Annotated in this window: 19 protein-coding genes and 3 pseudogenes; 5 read left to right on the top strand and 17 right to left on the bottom strand. The window is 55.7% G+C overall.

Annotated features, from left to right (window positions below; all coding sequences use genetic code 11):
- Positions 1-56: 56 nt before the first annotated feature.
- The gene (locus HA45_RS14065; protein ID WP_100701539.1) at positions 57-641 is read left to right on the top strand and encodes an HNH endonuclease family protein; all 585 of its coding nucleotides are present in this window, start codon (positions 57-59) and stop codon (positions 639-641) included.
- Here the strand turns inward: HA45_RS14065 and HA45_RS14060 are convergent.
- On the bottom strand, positions 638-1414 hold the full coding sequence (locus tag HA45_RS14060; protein WP_100701538.1) for a DeoR/GlpR family DNA-binding transcription regulator: 777 nt from the start codon (positions 1412-1414) through the stop codon (positions 638-640). The two genes, HA45_RS14065 and HA45_RS14060, sit on opposite strands and share 4 nt — an antisense overlap.
- Positions 1415-1586: 172 nt before the next feature.
- On the opposite strand from HA45_RS14060, the gene HA45_RS14055 reads away from it, so the two are divergent.
- Positions 1587-2927, top strand: coding sequence for an aspartate aminotransferase family protein (locus tag HA45_RS14055; RefSeq protein ID WP_128598961.1), 1341 nt, complete (start codon positions 1587-1589; stop codon positions 2925-2927).
- A 76-nt stretch (positions 2928-3003) separates the two neighbouring features.
- Here HA45_RS14055 and alsE read toward each other — a convergent pair whose 3' ends face one another.
- From alsE to HA45_RS14035, 4 genes are all read right to left on the bottom strand, one after another.
- Positions 3004-3684, bottom strand: coding sequence for a D-allulose 6-phosphate 3-epimerase (gene alsE, locus HA45_RS14050; RefSeq protein ID WP_100701536.1), 681 nt, complete (start codon positions 3682-3684; stop codon positions 3004-3006).
- 176 nt (positions 3685-3860) lie between these two features.
- Positions 3861-5123 (bottom strand): PTS ascorbate transporter subunit IIC, encoded by a 1263-nt coding sequence (ulaA, locus tag HA45_RS14045; protein WP_100701535.1) that lies wholly within the window; start codon positions 5121-5123, stop codon positions 3861-3863.
- A gap of 29 nt (positions 5124-5152) precedes the next feature.
- Entirely contained in the window at positions 5153-5419 is a 267-nt protein-coding gene (locus tag HA45_RS14040) for a PTS sugar transporter subunit IIB (protein WP_034827725.1), read from the bottom strand.
- An 18-nt stretch (positions 5420-5437) separates the two neighbouring features.
- Positions 5438-5878 carry a PTS sugar transporter subunit IIA gene (locus HA45_RS14035; RefSeq protein WP_100701534.1) on the bottom strand — a complete coding sequence of 147 codons (441 nt, stop codon included), beginning with the start codon at positions 5876-5878 and terminating at the stop codon, positions 5438-5440.
- Between the two features lie 294 nt (positions 5879-6172).
- Here HA45_RS14035 and HA45_RS14030 point away from each other — a divergent pair.
- The 3 genes and pseudogenes from HA45_RS14030 (at position 6173) to HA45_RS14020 (ending at position 9179) form a co-directional block, all read left to right on the top strand.
- Positions 6173-7197: pseudogene (locus HA45_RS14030) on the top strand (LacI family DNA-binding transcriptional regulator).
- Between the two features lie 187 nt (positions 7198-7384).
- A pseudogene (gene sodA, locus HA45_RS14025) lies at positions 7385-8001 on the top strand (superoxide dismutase [Mn]).
- 191 nt (positions 8002-8192) lie between these two features.
- Positions 8193-9179 carry a VirK/YbjX family protein gene (locus HA45_RS14020; protein WP_100701532.1) on the top strand — a complete coding sequence of 329 codons (987 nt, stop codon included), beginning with the start codon at positions 8193-8195 and terminating at the stop codon, positions 9177-9179.
- Between the two features lie 7 nt (positions 9180-9186).
- On the opposite strand, the gene HA45_RS14015 is transcribed toward HA45_RS14020, so the two are convergent.
- From HA45_RS14015 to HA45_RS13960, 12 genes and pseudogenes are all read right to left on the bottom strand, one after another.
- Positions 9187-9549, bottom strand: coding sequence for a YibL family ribosome-associated protein (locus tag HA45_RS14015; RefSeq protein ID WP_100701531.1), 363 nt, complete (start codon positions 9547-9549; stop codon positions 9187-9189).
- A 91-nt stretch (positions 9550-9640) separates the two neighbouring features.
- A complete protein-coding gene (locus HA45_RS14010) occupies positions 9641-10174 on the bottom strand; it encodes an MltR family transcriptional regulator (RefSeq protein WP_100701530.1) in 534 nt (177 codons plus the stop codon).
- Positions 10175-10250: 76 nt separating this feature from the next.
- Positions 10251-11399 (bottom strand): mannitol-1-phosphate 5-dehydrogenase, encoded by a 1149-nt coding sequence (gene mtlD / locus HA45_RS14005; protein WP_100701529.1) that lies wholly within the window; start codon positions 11397-11399, stop codon positions 10251-10253.
- 94 nt (positions 11400-11493) lie between these two features.
- Positions 11494-13419: a PTS mannitol transporter subunit IICBA gene (locus HA45_RS14000; RefSeq protein WP_100701528.1), complete on the bottom strand. Its 1926-nt coding sequence runs from the start codon at positions 13417-13419 to the stop codon at positions 11494-11496.
- Between the two features lie 481 nt (positions 13420-13900).
- A complete protein-coding gene (locus tag HA45_RS13995) occupies positions 13901-14614 on the bottom strand; it encodes a DUF3053 domain-containing protein (RefSeq protein WP_100701527.1) in 714 nt (237 codons plus the stop codon).
- A gap of 140 nt (positions 14615-14754) precedes the next feature.
- Positions 14755-16353 carry a gamma-glutamyltransferase family protein gene (locus HA45_RS13990; RefSeq protein ID WP_100701526.1) on the bottom strand — a complete coding sequence of 533 codons (1599 nt, stop codon included), beginning with the start codon at positions 16351-16353 and terminating at the stop codon, positions 14755-14757.
- A 9-nt stretch (positions 16354-16362) separates the two neighbouring features.
- Positions 16363-17244, bottom strand: a complete 882-nt coding sequence (locus HA45_RS13985) for an ABC transporter permease (protein WP_034827744.1) — start codon at positions 17242-17244, stop codon at positions 16363-16365.
- Positions 17245-17246: 2 nt separating this feature from the next.
- Positions 17247-18188: an ABC transporter permease gene (locus tag HA45_RS13980; RefSeq protein WP_100701525.1), complete on the bottom strand. Its 942-nt coding sequence runs from the start codon at positions 18186-18188 to the stop codon at positions 17247-17249.
- A gap of 17 nt (positions 18189-18205) precedes the next feature.
- Entirely contained in the window at positions 18206-19723 is a 1518-nt protein-coding gene (locus tag HA45_RS13975) for an ABC transporter substrate-binding protein (protein WP_100701524.1), read from the bottom strand.
- An 18-nt stretch (positions 19724-19741) separates the two neighbouring features.
- Positions 19742-20802 (bottom strand): annotated as a pseudogene (locus tag HA45_RS13970) (ABC transporter ATP-binding protein).
- Complete coding sequence (locus HA45_RS13965) at positions 20799-21794, bottom strand: ABC transporter ATP-binding protein (protein WP_100701522.1); 996 nt, start codon at positions 21792-21794, stop codon at positions 20799-20801. The pseudogene HA45_RS13970 and the gene HA45_RS13965 overlap by 4 nt, the downstream one beginning before the upstream one ends.
- On the bottom strand, positions 21791-22513 hold the full coding sequence (locus tag HA45_RS13960) for a FadR/GntR family transcriptional regulator (protein WP_100701521.1): 723 nt from the start codon (positions 22511-22513) through the stop codon (positions 21791-21793). The genes HA45_RS13965 and HA45_RS13960 overlap by 4 nt, the downstream gene beginning before the upstream one ends.
- Positions 22514-22773: the final 260 nt, after the last annotated feature.

Genomic DNA, 22773 nt, shown 5'->3' with positions numbered 1-22773 from the left:
TTGAAATGGAGTTGCGGCAGATCGCACGTCGTTTAAGCAAATAAGAGGAACATGGAATGTTCAAATTAGAACGCGGATCCTGGCCCTGCTGTCTGGAAGAGCATCAACAAGATTGGACAGCGCGTTATATCGTTGCGCGTAGTCAAAATCCTGCGGCACGATTTCGCTGGTTTTCCGAGGCTTGTTATCATGCGGTGCGCACGGCATTGTTAGAGATGACGCAGCATCATTGTGCATTTTGTGATGGATTTATTGGCAGTGAAAGCCGTGAGACGCTGGAGCATTTCAAACCCAAGAGCCAGTTCCCTGAATCGGCATTTGACTGGGAAAACTTATTTCCCTGCTGTGATATGTGCCAAAGTCAGAAGCGTGAGAAGTATCATGCCGCATTAATTAAACCCGATCGGCCCGACTACGATTTTGACGACTACTTCATCTGTAATTTCGACAATGGAGAAGTCGCGGTCGCGCCCGATCGTTTGGCCGAAAATCAGCACGCTGCCGCGATAACGCTGGAAACCTACGGTTTAAACTTGCCCATGCGTAAGAAAGAGCGCTTACGTCAACTGCGTATCTGGCATGCGATGGGCAATCGTGCTGAACTCAACGAATTCGCCTATCGCTATTTTCTCAGCCGTTAAACTACCTGCACCTGCGGTAACGCCTGCTGGAGCGCGGCTAATGCGCCTGCTTTGGCGGGTCCGTTGTCGCAAATCAGCAAATCCACTTCCCCAACCGGCGCGTAAACCGTGCGGCTTATCACCCCTAGCTTGCTGTGATCCGCCAGTAAAATGGTACGGGCAGCCTGCTGCACCATGGCGCGGGCGATCGCCGCTTCGTGCGGATGGAAACTGCTGGCGCCGTTTTTGGCATCAATGCCGACTGGTGAAAGCAGGGCGACGTCGGCGCGATAGCGGTAAATCTCACCGACCGTGATTTCTCCGCGCGTCTGCTGTGCGCCCGCCATCATCATCCCGCCAAGCAAAATCACCTGATTATTCAGCGTCTCATGTTCTTCGGCGGCGCTGAGTGCCAGCGCGGCCTGCAGGCTGTTGGTGATAATGGTCAAGCCGGACATGCTGCGCAGCTGCTCCGCCAGCATGGTGGTGGTGGTGCCGGCATCGAGAAACAGCGTCTGGCCCGGCTGCAAATGCTGTGCTGCCGCCACGGCAATCGCGCGTTTCTCTTTGGCTTGAGCATTACGCCGCACTTGCAGCGGGGGTTCCGGTTGACTGTCCACCGCCACTAAACCGCCATGCACTCGTCGCGCTAAGCCCTGCGCTTCCAGCTCAATAATGTCCCGCCGCGCTGTTTCCCGCGAAATACCCAGCTCATTAATAATGCGCTCGGTGCTGACCTGATGCTGCGTGGTCAGCAGGGCTCGGATGCGATGTAAGCGGGTTTCCTGCAGCATGACTTTTCCCTGTAGCGTAATAATCTGGGCCTAAGCTTACCTGAGTGTCATCACGGCGTCATGTGTATTTGGTTGTATTTGGGTATTTGGTTGCATTTGTTGTTAAAGCAGGCATGATAGTGACAACGGTCACACATCATGCACCCCTTTCACCTTCGCAACGGGAGTTACCATGGCTACACGTTCCACCATCATGGACACCAACAGTTTTCGTGCTGAGCACGCCGACGGTCTGGATGCGGCAACCCGCCAGCTGACAGACAAGCGCAGCAAAGTGTTGGGCGAGTCGTATCGCCTGTTTTATCGTAAGCCGGTGCATCTGGTGCGCGGTGAAGGGCAGTATCTGTGGGATGCCGCAGGTAATAAATATCTTGATGTGTACAACAACGTGGCCAGCATTGGTCACTGCCATCCGGCGGTGATTGAAGCGGTGAATCAGCAGATGAAGATGCTGAACACCCACACGCGTTATCTGCACGAACGTATTCTCGATTACACCGAAGAGCTGCTGGCAACCACGCCAGATGCCATCGACCGTGCCATGTATATGTGTACCGGTTCGGAGGCCAACGATTTGGCGATCCGCGTGGCGCGAGCCTTCAGCGGCGGTACCGGAATTATCGTGTCGCAGGAAGCCTATCACGGCACCAGCGATCTGACGTCTGGCGTCTCTCCGGCATTGGGCAGCGGCCAGCCACTCGCGGCCACTACGCGCCTGGTTTCTCCTCCCGATGCTTATCGCGTCAACGCACCGGATCTGGGCGAATGGTTTGCCAACGAAATCCAGAAACAGATCGATGACATGAAAGCGCACGGCATCAAGTTTGCTGGCTTCCTCGCGGATTCGATCTTCTCTTCCGATGGCGTGCTGCCGAATCCACGCGGCTTCCTGCAGAAAGCGGTGGATGTGGTGCACGCTAACGGCGGTATCTTCATCGCCGATGAAGTGCAGCCGGGCTTTGGTCGTACCGGTGACGCCTTCTGGGGCTTTGCCCGTCACGGCGTGGTGCCGGATGTGGTGACCACTGGCAAACCAATGGGCAACGGCATTCCGGTCTCCGGCCTGCTGGCGAAGAGTGATGTGCTGGCGGCGTTTAGTGACGATATCCCTTATTTCAACACCTTTGGCGGTAACCCAGTTGCCATGGCGGCGGCGCAGGCGGTGTTGACGGTGATTAAAGAAGAAGGATTGCAGGAGCACAGCCGCGTGGTCGGTGCCAAACTGCTCGCCGAGTTGCAGAAGCTGATGGATCGCCATGAAAGCATTGGTGATGTGCGCGGTGCGGGGCTGTTTATTGGCTTCGAACTGGTGCAGGACCGCACCAGCAAAACGCCGGATAAAGCGCTGGCGCTGGATCTCACTGAGAAGCTACGCGATCACCGCGTGTTGACGTCAGTGGCCGGACCGTATGGCAACGTACTAAAACTGCGTCCGCCGTTGGCGTTCCAGGAAGCGGATATTGATTGGCTGGTGGGTGCGCTGGATAAGTCACTGACCGAGCTGGGTCGCTAAAAGATGCGCAATAAATTGCACCGCTACACATTATTCATACTCTTGTAGCGGTGCGATTTATCGCGCTATTTAAGGATTACGCGGCGGCTGTTTCCTCGGCAAAAATACTTTCCATCTTCTGCCACGCCTGCGCCACGTCATCATCCAGATTGAACAAACCTGATGTGCCAACGATAAACACATCCACACCAGAAGCAGCAATCTGCTTAAAGGTGCGCGCATTGCAGGAGCCATCAATCTCTGTCAGATAGTGATAACCGTGCGCTTCGCGCATGGCAATCAGCTGGCGAATCTTGTTCAGTGTTTCCGGAATAAATTTCTGCCCTGCAAAACCAGGATCTACCGACATCACCGTAACCTTATCCAGCAGATGCGCATATTCGCGAATGCTCTCGGCAGGCGTTGCCGGGTTTAATACCACGCCACAGCGACGGCCGGCTTCTTTGATTTGGGTCAGCAAACGGAATATTTTGTTATTCGCTGTCTCCGGGTGGAAGCTAATAATATCCGCGCCCGCTTCGATGCACATCGGAATAATATCTTCTGGATGGTTAACCATCAAATGCACATCGATCGGCACATCGGTAATTTTACGCAGATTCTCGATAAAGAACGGCGATAGCGTAATGTTTTTAACGTAGCTGCCGTCCATAATATCGACATGATAAAAAGCCGCGGTATTGTTCATCGCTTCGATTTGTTCACGAAAACGCGTGAGATCCATACACATTAATGACGGTGAAAATTGAGCGTTCATTGTTTATTTCCTCATTACATAATACAGCGCCCGCAGGCGCTGTTTATCCCCGTCATTCTTAAAGCTGCAGGTGCGTTGGCTGCGCTCATTCACCCCAGTCACTTACCGGAGTAAGCTCCATGGGATTCATTCTCTTGCCGCCTTCCTGCACCTCAAATTATTTAGGGGCTACGACATCAATGGAAGAACGAAATAATGTGGCCGAGCACGATGCCGACAATACCGAAGTCTGCGTCGCCGAAGGTGGTGGAGGCAAAGCCCAGGTCGCCCATCAGCGGCAGCAGAATCGCCGGCAGGAAGGAGATCAGCAGCCCTTGTACAAAAGAGCCGACTACCGCGCCGCGACGTCCGCCGGTGATGTTGCCGTATACGCCAGCAGTGGCACCGCAGAAGAAGTGGGGCACCAGGCCAGGAACAATGACGCTCAGACCAAACAGCGGGCACAGGAACATGCTGATCAGACCGGCAGAGAAGCTGCACAGGAAGCCGATGATCACTGCATTCGGCGCGAACGGGAACACGGTTGGGCAGTCCAGCGCCGGTTTAGCGTTCGGGACTAATTTATCTGCGATGCCTTTAAATGCCGGTACGATCTCGGCAATCACCATACGCACACCGGCGAGGATGATATAAACGCCAGCCGCAAAGGTGATGGACTGAATAATGGCGAACACGATGAAGTTCTGACCGCCGCTCACCTGACTTTCGGTGAACTCTTTGCCCGCCACCAACACCAGCGCGATAAACAGAATCATCATGGTCAGCGAGATCGCCACCGACGAGTCACGCAGGAAGTTTAGGGTTTTCGGGACCTTCAGCTCTTCGGTGGATGGACTGCCTTTGCCCACCGCTTTACCCACCAACGCAGCCAGCAAATAACCGGTTGAGCCGAAGTGACCGAGCGCCAGATCGTCCGAATTGGTGATTTTGCGCGTGAACGGCTGCAGAATCGCCGGGCACACCACCATCATGGTGCCGAGAATCAGGGAACCGATCAGCACTAACCAGAAGCCGTGTATGCCTCCCACGGACAAAATCACCGCCAGCATTGCCGACATATACAGCGTGTGGTGGCCGGTCAGGAAGATGTATTTCAGCGGGGTGATACGCGCCAGCAGAATGTTGACCAGCATACCGAACACCATGATCATCGCGGTTTCGGTGCCGTAACTTTTCTGCGCCAGCGCCGCCATCGCATCGGTATTTGGCACTACACCCTGAATATTGAACGAGTGCTCAAACAGCTGGCTGAAAATGGTCAGTGTTGCCGCAATGAGGTTGGCCCCAGCGATAAGAATCACAAAGCCCATGATGGTTTTCAGCGTGCCGGAAATAACATCCGACACCGGTTTCTTTTGCAATAATAAACCAATCAGGGAAAAAAGGCCGACAAGTATTGCGGGTGTTCCAAGAACATCCTTGATGATAAATTGCAGCATAATTACTCCATGTGAGTAAAATCGGGCTATTACAGATTTTCCGCCAGGATTTCTTTAATTTTGGCGTTGTCTAATAAGTTTGTCAGACCAAATACCTGCGCGCTGTGCCCGGATAACTGATCGGCAATATCTTTGGCGCTAATAATTAAATCAGCCTGCTCAGATTTCGCCGTGGTTAAATCGGTATGGCCGACTTCTGCCTCTTTACCTAATTCCGCCACAATTTTCTTCACGTTCATTTCGACAATAAAGCTGCTGCCTAAACCATTTCCACACACGATCAATACTTTTTTCATAATAGGGTTCTCTGGTGATTAATTTGAAATGACAGCTTCAATCGCTGGCAAGGTAGCAGCCGACAGCAATTGCTGCAGGCGGGATTCGTCGCTGAACACCTCTGCCAGCGCAGTGATCATCTGGATATGATCGTCGCCGGAGAGTGCACACAACATGATGATGACGTAAACCGGATCGTTTTCATCCGCTTCAAAACTCACGCCTTTTTTCACGTGCAACAATGACAGGCCATTTTTACGCGCCCCCTGTTCCGGACGGGCATGTGGCATCGCCAGGCCCGGCGCCAGCACGTAATAAGGCCCAAGTTCAGCATGCGAGGTGAAGATGGCATCGAGATAGGCTGGCGTAATCGCGCCTTCAGCCAGCAACGGCTCTGCAGATAAACGTACCGCTTCCTGCCAGTCGTTGACCTGCTCTACGATGCGGATATGTTGCGGTGTCAGCCATTGAGTGAGCATCAGTAATTCCTGGTTATTCGTCGATGGAGTGCACTTTAGGTGATTTTCTCACCGCTTTTCTGTGATGGTTGTCGCAAAAGTTAGCGCTAACACGGATGTTGTTAAAAACTGTGTTATCGCTAACATTTTCGTGCAGCCCGTTTGTCATCGTTGCAAGCACCTGACATGCTCGGAGATTCTGAAAATCCTCAACCGGTGAAGCGTGCCCGAATCTATGGTTATTAACGTGGCACGTTGGCGCATTTGGTTTTAAGCTGCGTGCGGGCATTTGTAGCGAGTCAGTTAGGAGAAGGCATGGCAGAGAAAAAACGGCGCGGTACCGGCAAAAGCACACTGGCCGATGTTGCCCGTTTGGTCGGCGTGAGTACTATGACGGCATCACGTGCGTTGCGCATGCCGGAGAAAGTCTCACCTGAAATCCGTGCCAAAATCGATGCGGCGGTGACGGAACTGGCTTACGTGCCGAACATCCAGGCGCGCAATCTGGCGTCGCGTCGTCGAAGTTGATCACCATGGTGGTACCTTCGTTTGCGACGCCGGGTAGTGCGATTGTGTCGGAAGCGCTGCAGGAGATCCTGCGCCCGCAGGGTTACAACATGATGCTGGCGGAAGCCAACCACTCGGCGGCGGAAGAGAGCGAGTTGATCGAGATGTTGCTCTCGTATAATCCGGCGGCGATGGTGCATTTTAACTTCGACAATGCCGCTGAAGCCTATCGTTTGCTGAGTAATTCCGGCCTGCCGGTGATGGATATCGGCGGTGTGCATCAGGAATCAGCGGGTATTAGCATCGGCGTGGATTACGCCAAAGCGATTCGCCAGCTGGTGCAGAGTTTGGTGGAACGCGGCTATCGCCATCTCGGTTTGCTGTGCACGCAAACCAATACCACGATTTTTCGCCAGCTGCTGAATGGCTGGCACAGCGGGATGCTGGCATTGAATCAGGCCCCGCACCGCGTGGTGACCTCGCCGAAAATGCCCACCTTTGCCGCCGGACACAGCCTGCTGGCAGAGATCCGTCTGACCTGGCCGGAATTGGATGTGCTGATTTGCACCAGTGACGAAGTGGCCTGTGGTGCGATCATGGCTTGCCACGCCGCAGGCATTGCCATTCCCAGCCAGCTGGCGATCGCCAGTATCGGCGGTGGTCCGCTGGCGGCGGTATGCTCACCGCCGCTCACCAGTGTTGTGCTGCCATACGAAGAGATGGGCAGGATCGCGGGCAAGCGCTTACTTTCCGCATTGAAGGGAGATGAGCCGCCCGTGATCAACGAATTGCCGGTGCAGCTCAAGCTGCGTGCCAGCACGCACAAGATGTAATCCTGCGGCACCGCGTGCATGAGATGTGACTCTGCGTGCGGTGCTTTTCCCAGATTCATCAAATCCTTATCAAATCTAAGGCATTGATAACCCTTTTACCGATCATGATTTTAACTATAATGATCCGACTGCTTACGCGGCACCCTGCTGAGGTGGTGCTGCAAAACACTAAATGGAGAGGAAGAACATGAGTTATTCACTGCCATCCCTGCCTTACGCGTATGACGCACTGGAACCACACTTCGACAAGCAGACGATGGAAATCCATCACTCTAAACACCACCAGGCCTACGTTAACAACGCAAACGCAGCACTGGAAGGGACCGAATTCGCTAACCTGCCGGTTGAAGACTGATCGCTAAACTGGATCAGCTGCCAGCAGACAAAAAAGGTCCACTGCGTAACAACGCAGGCGGCCACGCTAACCACAGCTTCTTCTGGAAAGGCCTGAAACTGGGCACCAGCCTGCAAGGCGAACTGAAAGCCGCTATCGAAAAAGATTTCGGCAGCGTTGAAGCATTCCAGGCTGAGTTCGAGAAAGCCGCGACCACCCGTTTCGGTTCAGGCTGGGCGTGGCTGGTGAAAAAGGGCGACAAGCTGGCTGTGGTTTCAACCGCAAACCAAGATAGCCCACTGATGGGCGAAGCGATTTCTGGCGCATCCGGTGAGCCAATTATTGGTCTGGATGTGTGGGAACACGCTTACTACCTGAAGTATCAGAACAAACGTCCTGATTACATCAAAGCGTTCTGGAACGTGGTGAACTGGGACGAAGCAGCAGCACGTTTTGCTGCCGCTAAGTAAGTTCAGGCGATAGCCAACGCACACAACCGGTGAAGCTGCTTCACCGGTTTTTTCTTTACGATTTCTAAACACTTCTTAAACCACTTCGATATTACCGTTGCTGACAATACCGTTGCGGTCGTTATTAACTTTTCGTTGATAATTTGGGGCATATAGTAGCCGCAGTTGATCAAATAAAAGTTAAAATAACCATGTCTACTATCACTACCCCTGTGGCGAATAAAGATTCGTCGGCATCCCTGTTTTTGCCGTTAATTAGCGGAAAAGTCAGACCTGATAAGTTATGGAACAGCAGTATGTTCCGCTTTAAATTTGCTTTAAGGTCTTTAATCTTTCCTGTTACCACGTTTAATTACCTCAACGAGTTAGCGAAACTGCCGTTTCTGCCACAACTGTTGAAGATGCAGGGCTTGCTGCCGGCAAAACCTCATCGTCCCTACCTGCGCGCGGGCTTCAGCGTGGCGCAGCGTGCTCAGGCATTGCTTGACCATTATGTCACGATGGATCAGTTGGATAACGTCAAACTGCGCCAGCTGTTATTAAGCCCGACGTCGCAGCAGATTGCCGCCATGCAGGGAAAAAATGACGAAGCTTTTGTCATTCATTGCTGTCCAGGACATTTTGACCGCGAAGGTGAAATAACCCTGACACTCAATTATCAAACCATGAATATTGCCTCGCTCTCTTTTTCAATTATTCAGGAGCAGGGCAAGCGCACATTATTAATTGGCGGCTTACAGGGTCCGCGTAAACACATTTCGAATGACGTGATCCGTGATGCGACCAAAGCCGCACATGGCGTATTCCCAAAACGTTTATTAATGGAGGCCGTATTTATTCTGGCGCAACAGTGTGGCGTGCAAGCGATAACTGCGGTGGGAGATACCACGCATGTTTTCCGCAGCCTGCGCTATCGCCACAGTAAAGGTGACAAATTCTTCGCCAGCTACAGCGAGTTCTGGCTGTCACTGGGCGGAGAGGCGCGTGCCGATGGACTGTGTACGTTGCCACTGCATATGGAAAGGAAAGCGCTGGAAGAGATTGCCAGTAAGAAGCGCGCAGAGTATCGCCGTCGCTATACGCTGATGGATACGCTCAATACGCAGGTGCTACAGGCAGCAGGAATTGAACCTGCACCAGTGGAAAGCGTAGAACGCGACGTGTCACACGCCGCGTAATCAGCTATCAGAACGGCTGTTTCGCGTAGCCGGTCATTACCTTCAGCCCCATCTCACGTCCGAGCGCGGTCATTGGATGCACCACCACCAGGCCGCGCACGCTTTTCTTAAATGCGCCCATGTTGGCTTGTTCTTTCTTGGTGATTTCACGACTGAAACCCAGCTTCTGCAGCTGTTGCGCTTCTTTGCTGAGCTTGTCTTCACGCACGCCACGCAGGCGTTCAATTTCCAGCACCAGCTTCTCTTTTTCACGCAGCAGCTCGCCGAGTTTTTCGGCATCGCCAGATTCCAGCAGCTGGGGTTCTTTGCGATTCAATGCGTCCAGTTGATCACTGAGCTGTTTGATCTCGGCTTTTTCTTGTTCTTTCATCAGGGGAAACTCGTTAAGGAAAACAGGCAAAGGATACATCAAAACGGGGCGATTTTGCAGCGGGGCGAGCGGATATGCATGCAGTACGCTGTTAAACGGCAGGTTTCTTAAACGCCTGCTTGTGCGAGATACGTGAAATCAGCTCGGTTAGCGACAGCACCATGGTAGAACGGACCATCTGCAAATAGCGTTGTTGCAGCATACTGCGCAACGCCTCGTCGTCACGGGTGAAATCGGGTTGTGGCGGCCAGGCAACTACGCAGTGAAGTTCGCCAAACGGGCCAAGGATTTCATCGTCAGTAAAGCGATAATCGCTGGTGTCGTGATTCAACTCCTCACGCAGCGCCAGCAGCAACTCACAATCTTCATATTCATGACGATTGATGACGCCCAAGCCGTAAATCAGTTTCAGGCGCACCGACAGTTCACCCAGCGGACCGTCGCCAAGCAGTAACGGTTCGACCGCATACTTCACGGCATAATCGTCTTTGCGGAAAACCTGCAACACCAGCAGGTTGACCGCTTCAGCCAATAGCTCAACGGCGGCGATCAGGAAGCTTCTCACCGATCGACCGGCGTTCAGGCGCTCAAGCACCCGGTTTTCAAAAGCTTGCTTCTCTTCCATTATTGCCTGCATCGTTCCACTACCGCCGACGGGCACGGTTGGCACCGCGCCCGAGTGAGCTATTAAAAGGCGCGCATTATGCCATAGCGTTGTAAGCACTCACCACTGAGGTGACCACTTCGCTATCGGCTTCCAGCCCAGATATCTCGGCCAGCGTCGCCTGCGGGCCTTTTTCAGCCAGCAGTGCAGCCAGTTCCTGCGCCTGCGGATCGGCTTCGCTGCGGTAGTGCATGGCGGCAGCAATACCCTGCACCAGGTTGGCGTGCGGCAGGTTGTATTCAAGCGTGCCAAGCGTTGGCTTGATCAATCGATCGCCCGCGCTGAGTTTACGCAACGGCTGGCGGCCAACACGTTCTACATCATCCTTCAGGTACGGATTTTCAAAGCGGGTGAGGATTTTCTGGATGTAGGCGGCGTGCTTGTCGGCATCAAAACCATAACGCTTGATCAGCACCGCGCCGCTCTCCTGCATCGCACCCTGCACCACGGCACGCACTTTCTCATCCAGAATCGCATCACGAATGGTGGCGTGGCCGGCTAACTGGCCGAGATACGCGGTGATGGCATGGCCGGTGTTCAGCGTGAAGAGTTTGCGTTCCACAAACGCCATCAGGTTGTCGGTGAGTTCCATGCCGGGAATGTTCGGCAATTCACCTTTGAACTGGGTTTTATCCACAATCCACTCGCTGAAGGTTTCAACGGTGACTTCCAGCGGATCGCTGCTGCCTGCTTCGGACGGCGGCACGATACGGTCTACGGCGGAGTCGACGAAGCCAACATGCGCTTCAACCCACGCGTGATACTGTTCTGGCAGCGCGTTCAGCACGTGCTGCTTCAGTTGGCTGGTGCCGCGCACCATGTTTTCACAAGCGATGATATTCAGCGGACGGACATTACCGTTGTCGCTGCGTTTGGCCAGACCCTTCGCCACACCGCCTGCGATGCGCTCCAGAATCTGCGGACCAACCGCCGTGGTAACGATATCAACCTCAGCGATCAGCGTGACGATATCGTCGCTGGTGCTGTTCACTGCGCTAACGCCGGTAACGATTTCGACTTTTGCCTGCTCGCCAACCACATGAACCGGATACTCATGACGGGCGTTAAGGGCATCCAGAACCACCTGATTCACATCCGCGAACACCAGTTCGATACCGGCATCTGCCAGCAACTTACCGATAAAACCGCGACCGATGTTACCTGCTCCAAAATGTAACGCTTTCATAAATTTGACCCATATCAAATGACGAAAGGGCGGGCAAATCCGCCCCGTATAAGTGGGACGGGCTTGCCCGCCCCAGGGAAGTTAAAACGTGCTGTTACGCTTTTGGCGACAACAGGTCCAGCACATCCTGCACGCTGGTGGTGTTCGCCAGCTTCTCAATCACGCTGTCATCATCCAGCGCGTTGGTCAGGCTGGTAATCACCTGGATGTGTTCGTTATTGCGAGCCGCAATACCGATCACCAGGCGAGCCACGTCATCGGCTTCTTCACCAAACAGCACGCCCGCTGGATACTGGCAGAACACCACGCCGGTTTTCAGCACGCGGTCTTTGGCTTCCACGGTGCCGTGCGGCACAGCGATAGACTCACCGAGATAGGTCGGGGTCAGCTTTTCACGTTCCAGCATCGCTTCAACATATTCTGGCTGAACGTAACCGCCTTTCACCAACTGCTCACCGGCAAAACGAATCGCCTGCTCTTTGTTGCTGGCGCTCAAGCCGAGGAACACGTTGTCCGCGCCCAGTTTGAACAAGTTAGCGCTGCCGTCATCGTAGCTGTCTGCCAGCGTCGTCTGCACGGTTTCACGATGCGTTTCGCTGCGGTTAGCGGCGATCAGACGTTCAGTCAGATTGCTGTACAGCGCGCTATCGAGGAAGTTGTTCAGCGAAATATGCTGTGCCTGTGGCGCCTGGCGCATCGCACGTTCTGTCAGATCACGGTGGGTAATCACCAGATCCACATCGCCCGGCAGCGAGTTAATCGCGCTGTTGGTCACCGAGATATTGCTCAGACCGGCATCCTGCACTTTCTTACGCAGCACACCTGCACCCATGGCGCTGGAACCCATACCGGCGTCACACGCCACGATGATTTTACGCACGTGGCTGACATCAACGCTGTTGGCATCGGCGATAACCGGAGAACCGGCAACGGCCTGCCCTTTCGACTGCGCTTTCATATCACGCATGCGCTGAGTCGCGGCTTCGATATCATCTTCTTCTTTCACTTTACTGGTTTTCAGCAGGATAGAAGAGACCACGAAGGAGACCGCAAACGCCGCGATGATTGCCGCGATGTTGGCGAAATACGCGCCTTTTGGCGTCATCGCCAGTACCGCGAGGATTGAACCCGGAGACGCAGGAGACACCAGACCACCGTTCAGTACGGTCAGGGTGAACACGCCTGTCATACCACCGAGGATCACCGCCAGCAGCAGGCGTGGTGCCATCAGCACGTACGGGAAGTAAATTTCGTGGATACCGCCGAGGAAGTGGATGATTGCCGCACCGCCTGCAGACTGTTTGGCGCTACCGCGACCAAAAATCATGTAGGCAACCAGCACACCCATACCTGGGCCTGGGTTAGCTTCAATCAGGAAGAAGATGGATTTACCGGCTTCGCTGGCCTGCTGGATACCCAGTGGCGAGAAGATACCGTGGTTGATGGCGTTATTGAGGAACAGGATTTTCGCCGGTTCAACAAAGATAGAGGTCAATGGCAGCAGGTTGTTCTGCACCATCAGGTTTACGCCCGCCGCGAGGATGTGCGACAAACCTTCAACCAGTGGACCGATGCCGATAAATGCCAGCAGCGCCAGCAGCATACCGATGATACCGGCTGAGAAGTTGTTAACCAGCATCTCGAAGCCGCTTTTGATCTTGCCATCAACCATACGGTCGAAGGTTTTGATCGCCCAGCCGCCCAGCGGACCAGCAATCATTGCGCCGAGGAACATTGGCATATCCGCACCGACAATCACGCCCATGGTGGTGATTGCACCGACCACGCCACCGCGATCGCCGCCTACCAAACGTCCACCGGTGAAACCGATCAGCAATGGCAGCAGGTAAGTGATCATTGGGCCGACGAGCTTCGCCAGCGTTTCATTTGGAATCCATCCGGTTGGGATGAACAGTGCTGTGATGATACCCCAGGCGATAAACGCACCGATGTTTGGCATCACCATGTTACTCAGAAAACGACCAAAGCTCTGGACCTTGACCTTCGCTGATGAGGACATAAACCCACCCCTTATTGAGACGCTCTGCAATAAGAGAGCGCGTTTGTTTTTGTTAAGACTTTTATTGAGCCGTTTCGGCGCAGGCCGTGGCATCACTGTATGCACGCGGACTTTAGCACTAGTTTATTACGCTGCGTAGAGCACGGGGTAAGTGTGATGCAGATCACTCTAAATTGGGGTGGCCAGGGTGCTATAAAGTGATGCAGATCACATAAATTAGGTGTAAGAAAAGTACGACGGCGAAATTTTAAGCAAAACAACAGGATAAATGTGACTTAAGTCACCTTTGGGGTCGTATGGTTTGTTTCATAAGTGTGATTAAGATCACAAACTATTTCTGGTCGAAAATGCGCCAGATCACACAATAGCGATACAGATAAGGAGGCTGTAAGGAAGTGACGAAAAATCTGAAAGGTGCACTGAAGAATTTGTCAGGGAAGGGGCGACCTGTTGGTCACCCCTGAACGCCTAAAAAGTGACGTTACAAACCACCCTGCACGGCATTTTGCGCCTGCGTCAGCGCTTGTGCATTGCTGGAGAGGTTGCTCATCAGGGTGTTGTACTGCGTGGCCTGATCCTGCGTGGGGAACTGGACGCCGCCATCGTTGAAGGTTACACGCGTGCCCTGCGACTGCAGATAATCGCCGGTTTGCACCGCCGCCTGGCTCAGTGCCTGCAGCTGCGGCAACAGCGGAATCAGCGTAGCCGCCGGCTGCGTCACCACTTTGGCGTACACGTTGTCATACACTTTCTTCAGGTCGTCTGGCTGCTTCAATGTGGCTTTGCTGCTGTCAGCCTGCATTTTGGCGCTCTGAATCTGCTGTGACAGCACACTCAAATTGCCGCTGGCCTGGCGCAGACTGTCGCGGCGGGTCAGATAGTCTTGCGGCACGCGAATCGCGGCCAGTTCATCGACCACCGGACGCATACCTTGCTCAACCGCCTGATTGGCCTGCTGTGAGAAGCCATACAGAATGGCGTAGTCGCCCGCGTAGTTGCCAAAAGTCTGCTTCTGGTTTTCGCTGAGGCTTGGCAGATGCTCGCCGCTGCGCATTGCGGTGTTCTGCAGGAAATCGGTGAAGGCTTTACGCTGATCGCCTTCTTTATCGCCACAGGCGGTAAGTTGCAGCACAACCAGTGCGCTGACCATAAGCATGCCGGTACGCATCCAGATGCGGGATAATCCTGACGCCATGTTGAACTCCTGTTATGGCTAAATTCGATTCGGTGGGAATGGTCCTAAAGGATAGTGCAATGGCCTGGCGTGTACAACGGGTTGAGAGGCGGCAAACGGTGGGAAAAGGCGCACTCTGGTGCGCCCAGTTCGGTTTTGATTTAAAACACCAGCGCCTGTCCATCCTTGCGGCTTTCAGTGGCGGCAATATAGAAGCCCTGCGGATCGCGCACAATCGCCTGCGCTCCTCCGAAGTTGTAGCTCTGTAACGGATCTTCCACCGTAATCTGGTGACCCATCTCGCGCAGTTTCGCCAGCACGTTACGATCGATACCCGGTTCCACCACCACCGCGCGGCCTTGCTCCACGCGCCAGCGCGGCGCATCAATCGCTGCTTGCGGATTTTGCTTGTGCTGCATGATGCGTAACGCCAGCTGCAGATGGCCCTGAGCCTGCATCGGGCCGCCCATCACGCCAAACGACATCAAGGGTTGTCCCGCCGCATCCAGCGCAAATGCCGGAATAATGGTGTGGAACGGACGTTTGCTGCCGGCCACCACGTTCGGATGCTGTGGATCGAGCGAGAAGCCGCAGCCGCGGTTCTGCAAGCTAATGCCGGTGCCTGGCACCACCACGCCCGAACCAAAGCCCATATAGTTGGACTGAATAAACGACACCATCATGCCGCTGGCATCGGCGGTGGAGAGGTAAACGGTGCCGCTCTGCTGCGGTGAGCCGAAGGTAAAATCCCCGGCCTGGTCAGGATTGATCAGATGAGCACGCTGCTTGAGGTAGCTGTCACTCAGCAGCAGCTCCGCCGGGAACTCGAGATGGTCGTAATCGGTGACGTAACGATCCAGATCGGCCAGCGCCAGCTTCATCGCTTCGAACGACAGATGAAGCCACGGCACGGAATCCGGCGTGTAGCTGCCGATGTCCCACTGCTCCAGAATACCCAGCGCAATTAAGGTGGCGATGCCCTGGCCGTTGGGCGGCAATTCCTGCACCGAGCCGTCGGCAAACGGACGTGATAACAGATCTACCCAGTCGGCGCGGTGGTTGTTGAGATCGGCCATGCTCAGCGCTGCGCCGTGCTGCTCGGCAAATGCCACCATTTTCTCGGCCAGTTCACCCCGATAGAAGGTTTCTCCGTTGGTTTCGGCGATTTTCTGCAGCGTGGCGGCCTGCGCCGGGTTGCGGAACAGTTCACCGGCACGCGGCGGGCGGCCGTCCGGCGCAAAACACTCAATAAAGCCCGGTTGGGATTTCAGTTTGTTGTAGCCGCGCTGCCACAGATGGGCGATCAGCGGCGAAACCGGAAAGCCGTCACGCGCATATTCGATGGCCGGTTGCGCCAGCGTGGTCAGCGGTAAGGTGGCAAAGCGTTCCGCCAGTGTGATCCAGGCAGAAACCGCACCCGGCACGGTCACCGCTTCCCAACCGATCTCCGGCATCGTGCTCTGTCCGGCAAAGCGTTCTGCATTCCAGCTGGCAGGGGAACGGCCCGAGGCATTTAAGCCGTGCAGTTCTTTGCCATCCCAGATAATGGCAAACGCATCGCTGCCAATGCCGTTGCCGGTCGGTTCCAGCACGGTGAGCGCCATCGCAGTAGCAATCGCCGCGTCTACCGCATTACCGCCCTGTTGCAACATGCGCATGCCCGCCTGTGCCGCCAGCGGCTGAGACGTCGCGACTGCATTGCGGCCCATCATCGGGGCGCGGTGCGAGGCATAGCTAACGTTGAAATCCAAATCGCTCATAACGGTTCCTTAATGTGAGTCATTGCGCGGATCAAGCGCGTCGCGCAGTCCGTCACCCAGCAGATTGAAGCCCTGCACAGTGAGAAAAATCGCCAGCCCAGGGAAAATTGACATCCATGGCGCCTGCTCCAGATAGCCTTTAGCGGTGTTCAGCATCGCGCCCCAGGAAGGTGACGGCGGCTGCTGGCCCAGGCCGAGAAATGACAAGCTGGCTTCAGTGATGATCGCCGAGGCAATCGCCAGCGTGGCCTGCACCAGAATCGGTGACAGCACGTTGGGCAGCACATAACGCAGGATGATCCAGCGGTCTGGCAGCCCGATGGCGCGTGCCCCGTCGATATACTCTTCATGGCGGATAGCAATCACCTGACCGCGCGTCAGGCGAGCAAAGATGGGCATGGCGGAAAGCCCAATCGCTATCATTGCATTGGATAAGCTCGGCCCAAGGAAGGCACCCAGCGCAATCGCCAGAATCAGAAACGGACAAGCGAGCAGCGCCTCGATAAAGCGCGAGATAATGCCATCGCACCAGCCCTGCCAGTAACCGGCGATCAGGCCCAGCGGCACGCCAATCAAAATGGCAATCATCACGGAGATGCAGCCCGCCAGCAGTGAAGTGCGCGCACCCCAAATCAGACGCGACAGAATATCGCGGCCCAGCTCATCGGTACCCAACCAGAACAGCGCGGAAGGGGCTTTGCGCACGGCAAGGAAGTTCGCCTTGATCGGATCGGCCGGTGCCAGCCAGGGCGCCAGCAGCGCCACGGCAACAAACAGCAGCACGATCACTGCGCCGATCAGCGCACTCTTATTGCGCAGAAATTTCTTCAGCACCCGGCGGTTGGGCTTGGCGACCGCTGGCACTGCACCTGCTGTTAACACCTCGCTCATGGTTAGCCTCGCATTTTCGGGTTGATTAACAGATAGAGCACATCCGCCAGCAGGTTCAGCAGCAGAAAGCCGATCGCCACCACCAGCACCACGCCCTGAACCACCGCGTAATCACGGTTAAACACCGCATCGACAATCATCTTGCCGAAGCCGGGCAGCGTGAAAACCTGCTCAGTTAACACCGCACCGCCCAGCAACTCACCAAACAGTAAGGTGGTGAGCGTGACGATCGGCATCAGCGCGTTACGGAAGGCGTGCTTCAGCACCACTTTGGGGGCCAGCAAACCTTTGGCGCGCGCGGTGCGGATGTAATCGGCCTTCAGCACGCTGATCATTGACGCCCGCGTATGGCGCATCAAGGTAGCGGCGAGGCCGGTACCCAGCACCAACGCCGGCAGCAGCAGGGTTTTCAGGTTCTGCGCCACATCTTCACTGATGGGCACAAAGCCGGAGGCCGGCAGCCATTGCAGATGCACGGAAAACAGCAGGATCAGCAGAATACCCAGCCAGAAATGCGGCACCGATATGCCGGAGAGCGCGACAAAGTTGGTGGTGTGATCGACCCAGGTGTCTTTGCGCACCGCCGCGATAATGCCCATGCTGATGCCAATACCTAGCGCAATCACCATTGCCAGCAGCGACAGCTCCAGCGTCACCGGCAACTTGCTGGCGATCAGCGAGGTCACCGGCTCTTTGGTGCGCAGTGACATGCCTAAATCGCCCTTCAGCGCATTACCAATCCACGAGAAGTATTGTGTGGGAATCGGATCATCCAGGTGATATTCCGCCCGCAGCTGCGTGATGACCGCGGGATCGCGCTCCTCGCCCGCCATCGCCAGCACCGGATCGCCCGGCAGCAGCTTTTGCAGCGCAAACACCATGATGCTCACCAGCAGCAGCGTGGGGATCGCCAGCAGTAAGCGTTTAACTATCAGTTCCAGCATCATCGCTCCTCAGCGGTTTACTGCGCCATGCTCACACCCGCGAGGCGTACCAGACCATCAGGCCAGGCTTTAAAGCCCTGCAGTTTTTTCGTCATGCCAAAGATGCGTGGCTCGAAGTAGAGATAGGCAATCGGCATATCGGTTTGCAGCTGATTCACCACCTTGGTGTACAGCGCCTGACGCTGCGCCTGATCGTTGCTGAGGCGTGCGGCGTTCAGCCACTCATCAACCTGTGGATTGCTGTAGCGACCGTCGTTGAGCGTGCCTTTGCTGTTAATAAACGAGTAGATGCTGCCATCGGGATCGGGGCGGCCGGACCAGCCAGATAAGCTGAGTTGGTAATCACCGCGCTGCTGGCGGTCCAGCAAGCTGGCGAACTCACTCATCTGCAAATTGAGATTAATGCCCGCTTCACCGACCATCGCCTGAATCACCTGGCCGACCTGCTGTGCCGTTGGGTTATTGGTCACCAACAGCGTCAGATTGAGCGGCGTGGTCACACCCGCCGCCTTCAGCAGCGCTTTGGCTTTTTCCACATCGCGTGTGCTGATGGGTGTGTTGACGTGATAGGCACTGACCGGCGAGAAAGCCTGATTGGATGGGGTATAAAAGCCTTCAAACGCCACCTGATTCAGCGCGTCGCGATCAATCGCCAGCGAGAAGGCTTCACGTACGCGCGGATCTTTCAGCGGACTGTTCGCGTCCACCTTGCCGTTATTGATGTTGAAGGTGATGCCCTGATAACCGAGACCGGTAACCTTGGACAGCGCCAGTTTGCTGTCGGCCTCCACGGTTTTCACATCGCTGGCCGCCACGCCTTCCGTCAGGTCGAGATCGCCTGCGCGCAGGTTGGCGAGTCGCACCGAGGCATCCGGGATCGGCAGAAAAATCACTTTATCGAAGTGGTAAGCGCTTTTGTTCCAGTAGTTTTCAAAGCGCGTCAGCACGATACGATCCTGCTGCACGCGGCTGGCAAACTGATACGGGCCGGAGCAGACCGGATGCGTCGCGAAGCCCGGTTTTTTGGCCGCTTCCGGTGCCAGCATCGCGCCAGCGCGGTCGGTGAGCTGGCTGAGCAGCGCCGCATCCGGCGTTTTCAGGTGGAACTTCACCTGCATCGGACCGCTCACTTCCACGCTTTCAATGGAAGAGATTTCGCTTTTACGCAGCGAGCCTGGCAGAGTCAGTGCGCGCTCGATATTGAACTTCACCGCGTTGGCATCAAACTTCTCGCCATCCTGGAAGGTCACGCCATCGCGCAGATTCATGGTCAGGGTTTTGCCATCGTCGCTCCATGCCCAATCTGTTGCCAGGCCGGGCACCACTTTGAGGTTCTCATCCACATCCACCAGACGATCACACATGGCAGCAAACACAAAACGACCGTAATAAGTGCGCGCCAGATGTGGATCCAGCATGTCCGGGTCGGCACCCAAGCCAATACGAATCACGCTTTCCGCCTGACTGCGTGCACTGGCACCGAGCAAGAGCAGGCCGCTTAAGGCCGTGAGTAAGGTTAATCGAGCTTTCTTCACAGGCGAATCTCCAGAGGGTTAGGCTTGTTGCTTGACCGCCTGCTCAAACAGCGCGCGGCGACGTAAAAAGGCGGCAGAAGGCGGTGCAATAACGATGACGCTGCGATCGCGGTTAATCTCCTGCCAGCGATGACAGGCAATCTGGCGGCCACCGCTCAGCACCTGGTTAATCGGTTCAAACTGACGGCAATCCGCTGTCGCCCAAGGGCAGCGGGTGTGAAAACGGCATCCAGTGGGCGGATGGGCAGGATTGGGCAGATCGCCCTGCAACATCGGAATCTGGCGGTTGGCTCCCGGCTGCATCTGCGGCGCGGAGGCGATCAGCGCCTGAGTGTACGGATGCAGCGGCGCGTCAAAAATCTCGTCCACGGTGGCAACTTCCACGATTTGCCCGAGGTACATCACCGCCACGCGATCGCTCATATGGCGAATCACTGCCAGACCGTGCGCCACGATGATCATCGTCAGGCCAAACTGCTGTTTGAGGCTCTCCAGTAAGTTCACCACCTGCGCCTGCACCGAAACGTCCAGGGCGGAAACCGGCTCATCGCCCAGCAGCAGTTTGGGCTGAGAGGCGAGGGCGCGGGCGATACCAATACGCTGACGCTGACCGCCGGAAAACTCATGCGGATAACGCTCCGCCCAGGCTGCCGGTAAACCCACGGTGCGCAGTAATTCAGCAACGCGCGCATGGCGTGCTTCCCGGCTCAGCTTTTCGTGCAGCCACAGCGGCTCGCCGACAATCTGTTGCACCGTCATGCGCGGATTCAGTGAGGCAAAGGGGTCCTGAAAGATGATTTGCAGTTCGCGGCGCAGTTGATTCAGGCGTGCGCCGCTGGCATCGGTAATGCTTTCGCCCTGATAAAACACGTCTCCGGCACTGGCCGCCAGCAGGCGTAACAGCAAACGGCCGAGGGTCGATTTACCCGACCCCGATTCGCCAACAATCGCCAGCGTTTCGCCCGGCATCACCTGCAACGACACACGATCGACTGCGGTGACGCCGCGATTGCGCTTAAACAGGCGGTTCGGCCCGGCAAAGGTTTGCTTAAATCGCGGCACTCTAAAATCGGTTTCATGCGATCTCTCCCAGCGTGACGTGCTGTTCCAGCGGGGCGCGGAAACAGGCGACCTGATGATCGGTAGCCAGTGCACGCAGCGCTGGGCGGTTGTGCTGGCAGCGGAGTTCGGCAAAGGGGCAACGGTTGGCAAAACGACACCCTGCGGGCATGTTTTCCGGTAACGGAACCTGGCCAGGAATGGTGGCCAGCGCGCCGCTGCGTGCGCTCAGGCTGGGAATCGATCCCATCAGGCCAATGGTGTACGGATGCTGGGGATCGTTAAAAATCGCTTCCACGCTGCCGGTTTCCACCACCTGACCGGCGTACATCACCGCCACGCGCTGCGCGACTTCGGCCACCACGCCCAGGTCATGGGTAATCATCAATACGGCGGTGCCGGTTTCCTGCTTCAGGGTATTCAGCAGCGCCAGAATCTGTGCCTGAATGGTGACGTCGAGTGCGGTGGTTGGCTCATCGGCAATCAGCAGCTTTGGATGGTTAATCAATGCCATGGCGATCATCACGCGCTGGCGCATGCCGCCAGATAACTGATGTGGATAGGCTTTCAGGCGCATCTCCGGGGCGGGAATCTGTACTTTTTGCAGGATGGTCAGCGCGGCTTCCATCGCCGTGCGGCGATTGACGTGGCGATGGCGCATCACCGCTTCACTGAGCTGATCGCCGAGCGTGAAGGCCGGATTGAGTGAGGTCATCGGCTCCTGGAAAATCATCGCCAGTTGATTGCCGCGCAGGCTAGCGTAATCACTGGCACTAAGATCGCGCAGGCTGCGTCCGTCGAACTGCATCTCGCCTTGCAAAATCTCTGCACTGGCGGGCTGCAGGCCCATCAGGGTGAGTGAGGTAATACTTTTGCCGCAGCCCGATTCCCCAACCAGCGCCAGCGTTTCACCTGCGTGCAGCGTCAGAGAGATGTCGTCCAATACCGTGACGGGCGAACCGCGAAACTGTACGCGCAGATTGCGAACGGCAAGCACCGGATGATCGTTCATGGCGTCTCCTCCTGATGGCTGTAGAGCGCTTCAAGCAGCGCCTGTTGCAGTGCCATTAAGTGTTCGCGCATCGCGGCAGCGGCTTCATGCGGCTGGCGTTGCGCGATGTGATTCACCAGGCGCTGGTGATGGTCGTCATAGTTGTTGAGGCGAGCGGGCGTGCGCGCCTGCACGCGCAGATGCTGCCAACCCGGATCGCGGCGCACTGCATCCACGGCGTCGAACAATCCCAGCATCAGGCGATTCCCGGCGGCTTCAGCGATGGCACGATGAAAGGCGCTGTCCCACAGTTCGTGCTGGTCGCCATCCTCCGGTGCCGTGATGCCATTCATCCGTTCCAGCAGGCGCTTCATCAGTGCAATCTGCTCTTTACTGGCGCGCAGGGCGGCCAGTCGTGCCAATCCTGGCTCCAGTTGCAAACGCGCTTCCATCACTTCCAGCAGGTTCGACTGCTGCGGCAGATCGTGCAACGCCAGCGGCTGCACCGGTGCAGCAGGGCCAACAAAGGTGCCTTTGCCTTGTTTGCGCCAGATGCGTCCTTCCTCTTCCAGCACGTCGAGGGCGCGACGGATCTCACGGCGTCCGACGCCAAAGCGCTCCGCCAGTTCGCGCTCTGTGGGCAACGCGTGATGCGGCTGCTGCTCCTGTTGCTGGATCAGTTGACGTAGCTGCTCCAAAGCGGAACTGGAATTGCGGGCGCTATCTGACGTGTGACTCATGATTGGTTCGCCTGTTTGAGCATCAGAAAAAGATCGGTAACCCCGGATTAACCAGCACTTTTACTGATGAAAGGCTGAGCAATCGTCTATCTCAGCTTAGGCAAGAAGCGAACCAATATTGGATTGGTTCGAAGATGACAAACACGTGACAGGAATAACCCTTTGAACAGTAAGTAAAAGTTTTTTCAGGCTTCGTTTAAAACTGCGAGGTGCATCAATATTCTCGATGGAAGGTGCGCTTCATGTTGGTGCACTTACGC

Origin of the sequence: Pantoea rodasii (assembly GCF_002095465.1) — a bacterium.
Classification (GTDB): domain Bacteria; phylum Pseudomonadota; class Gammaproteobacteria; order Enterobacterales; family Enterobacteriaceae; genus Pantoea; species Pantoea rodasii.
Note: the sequence above shows the minus strand (reverse complement) of the source record. Positions and strands in the feature narration are given on the sequence as shown.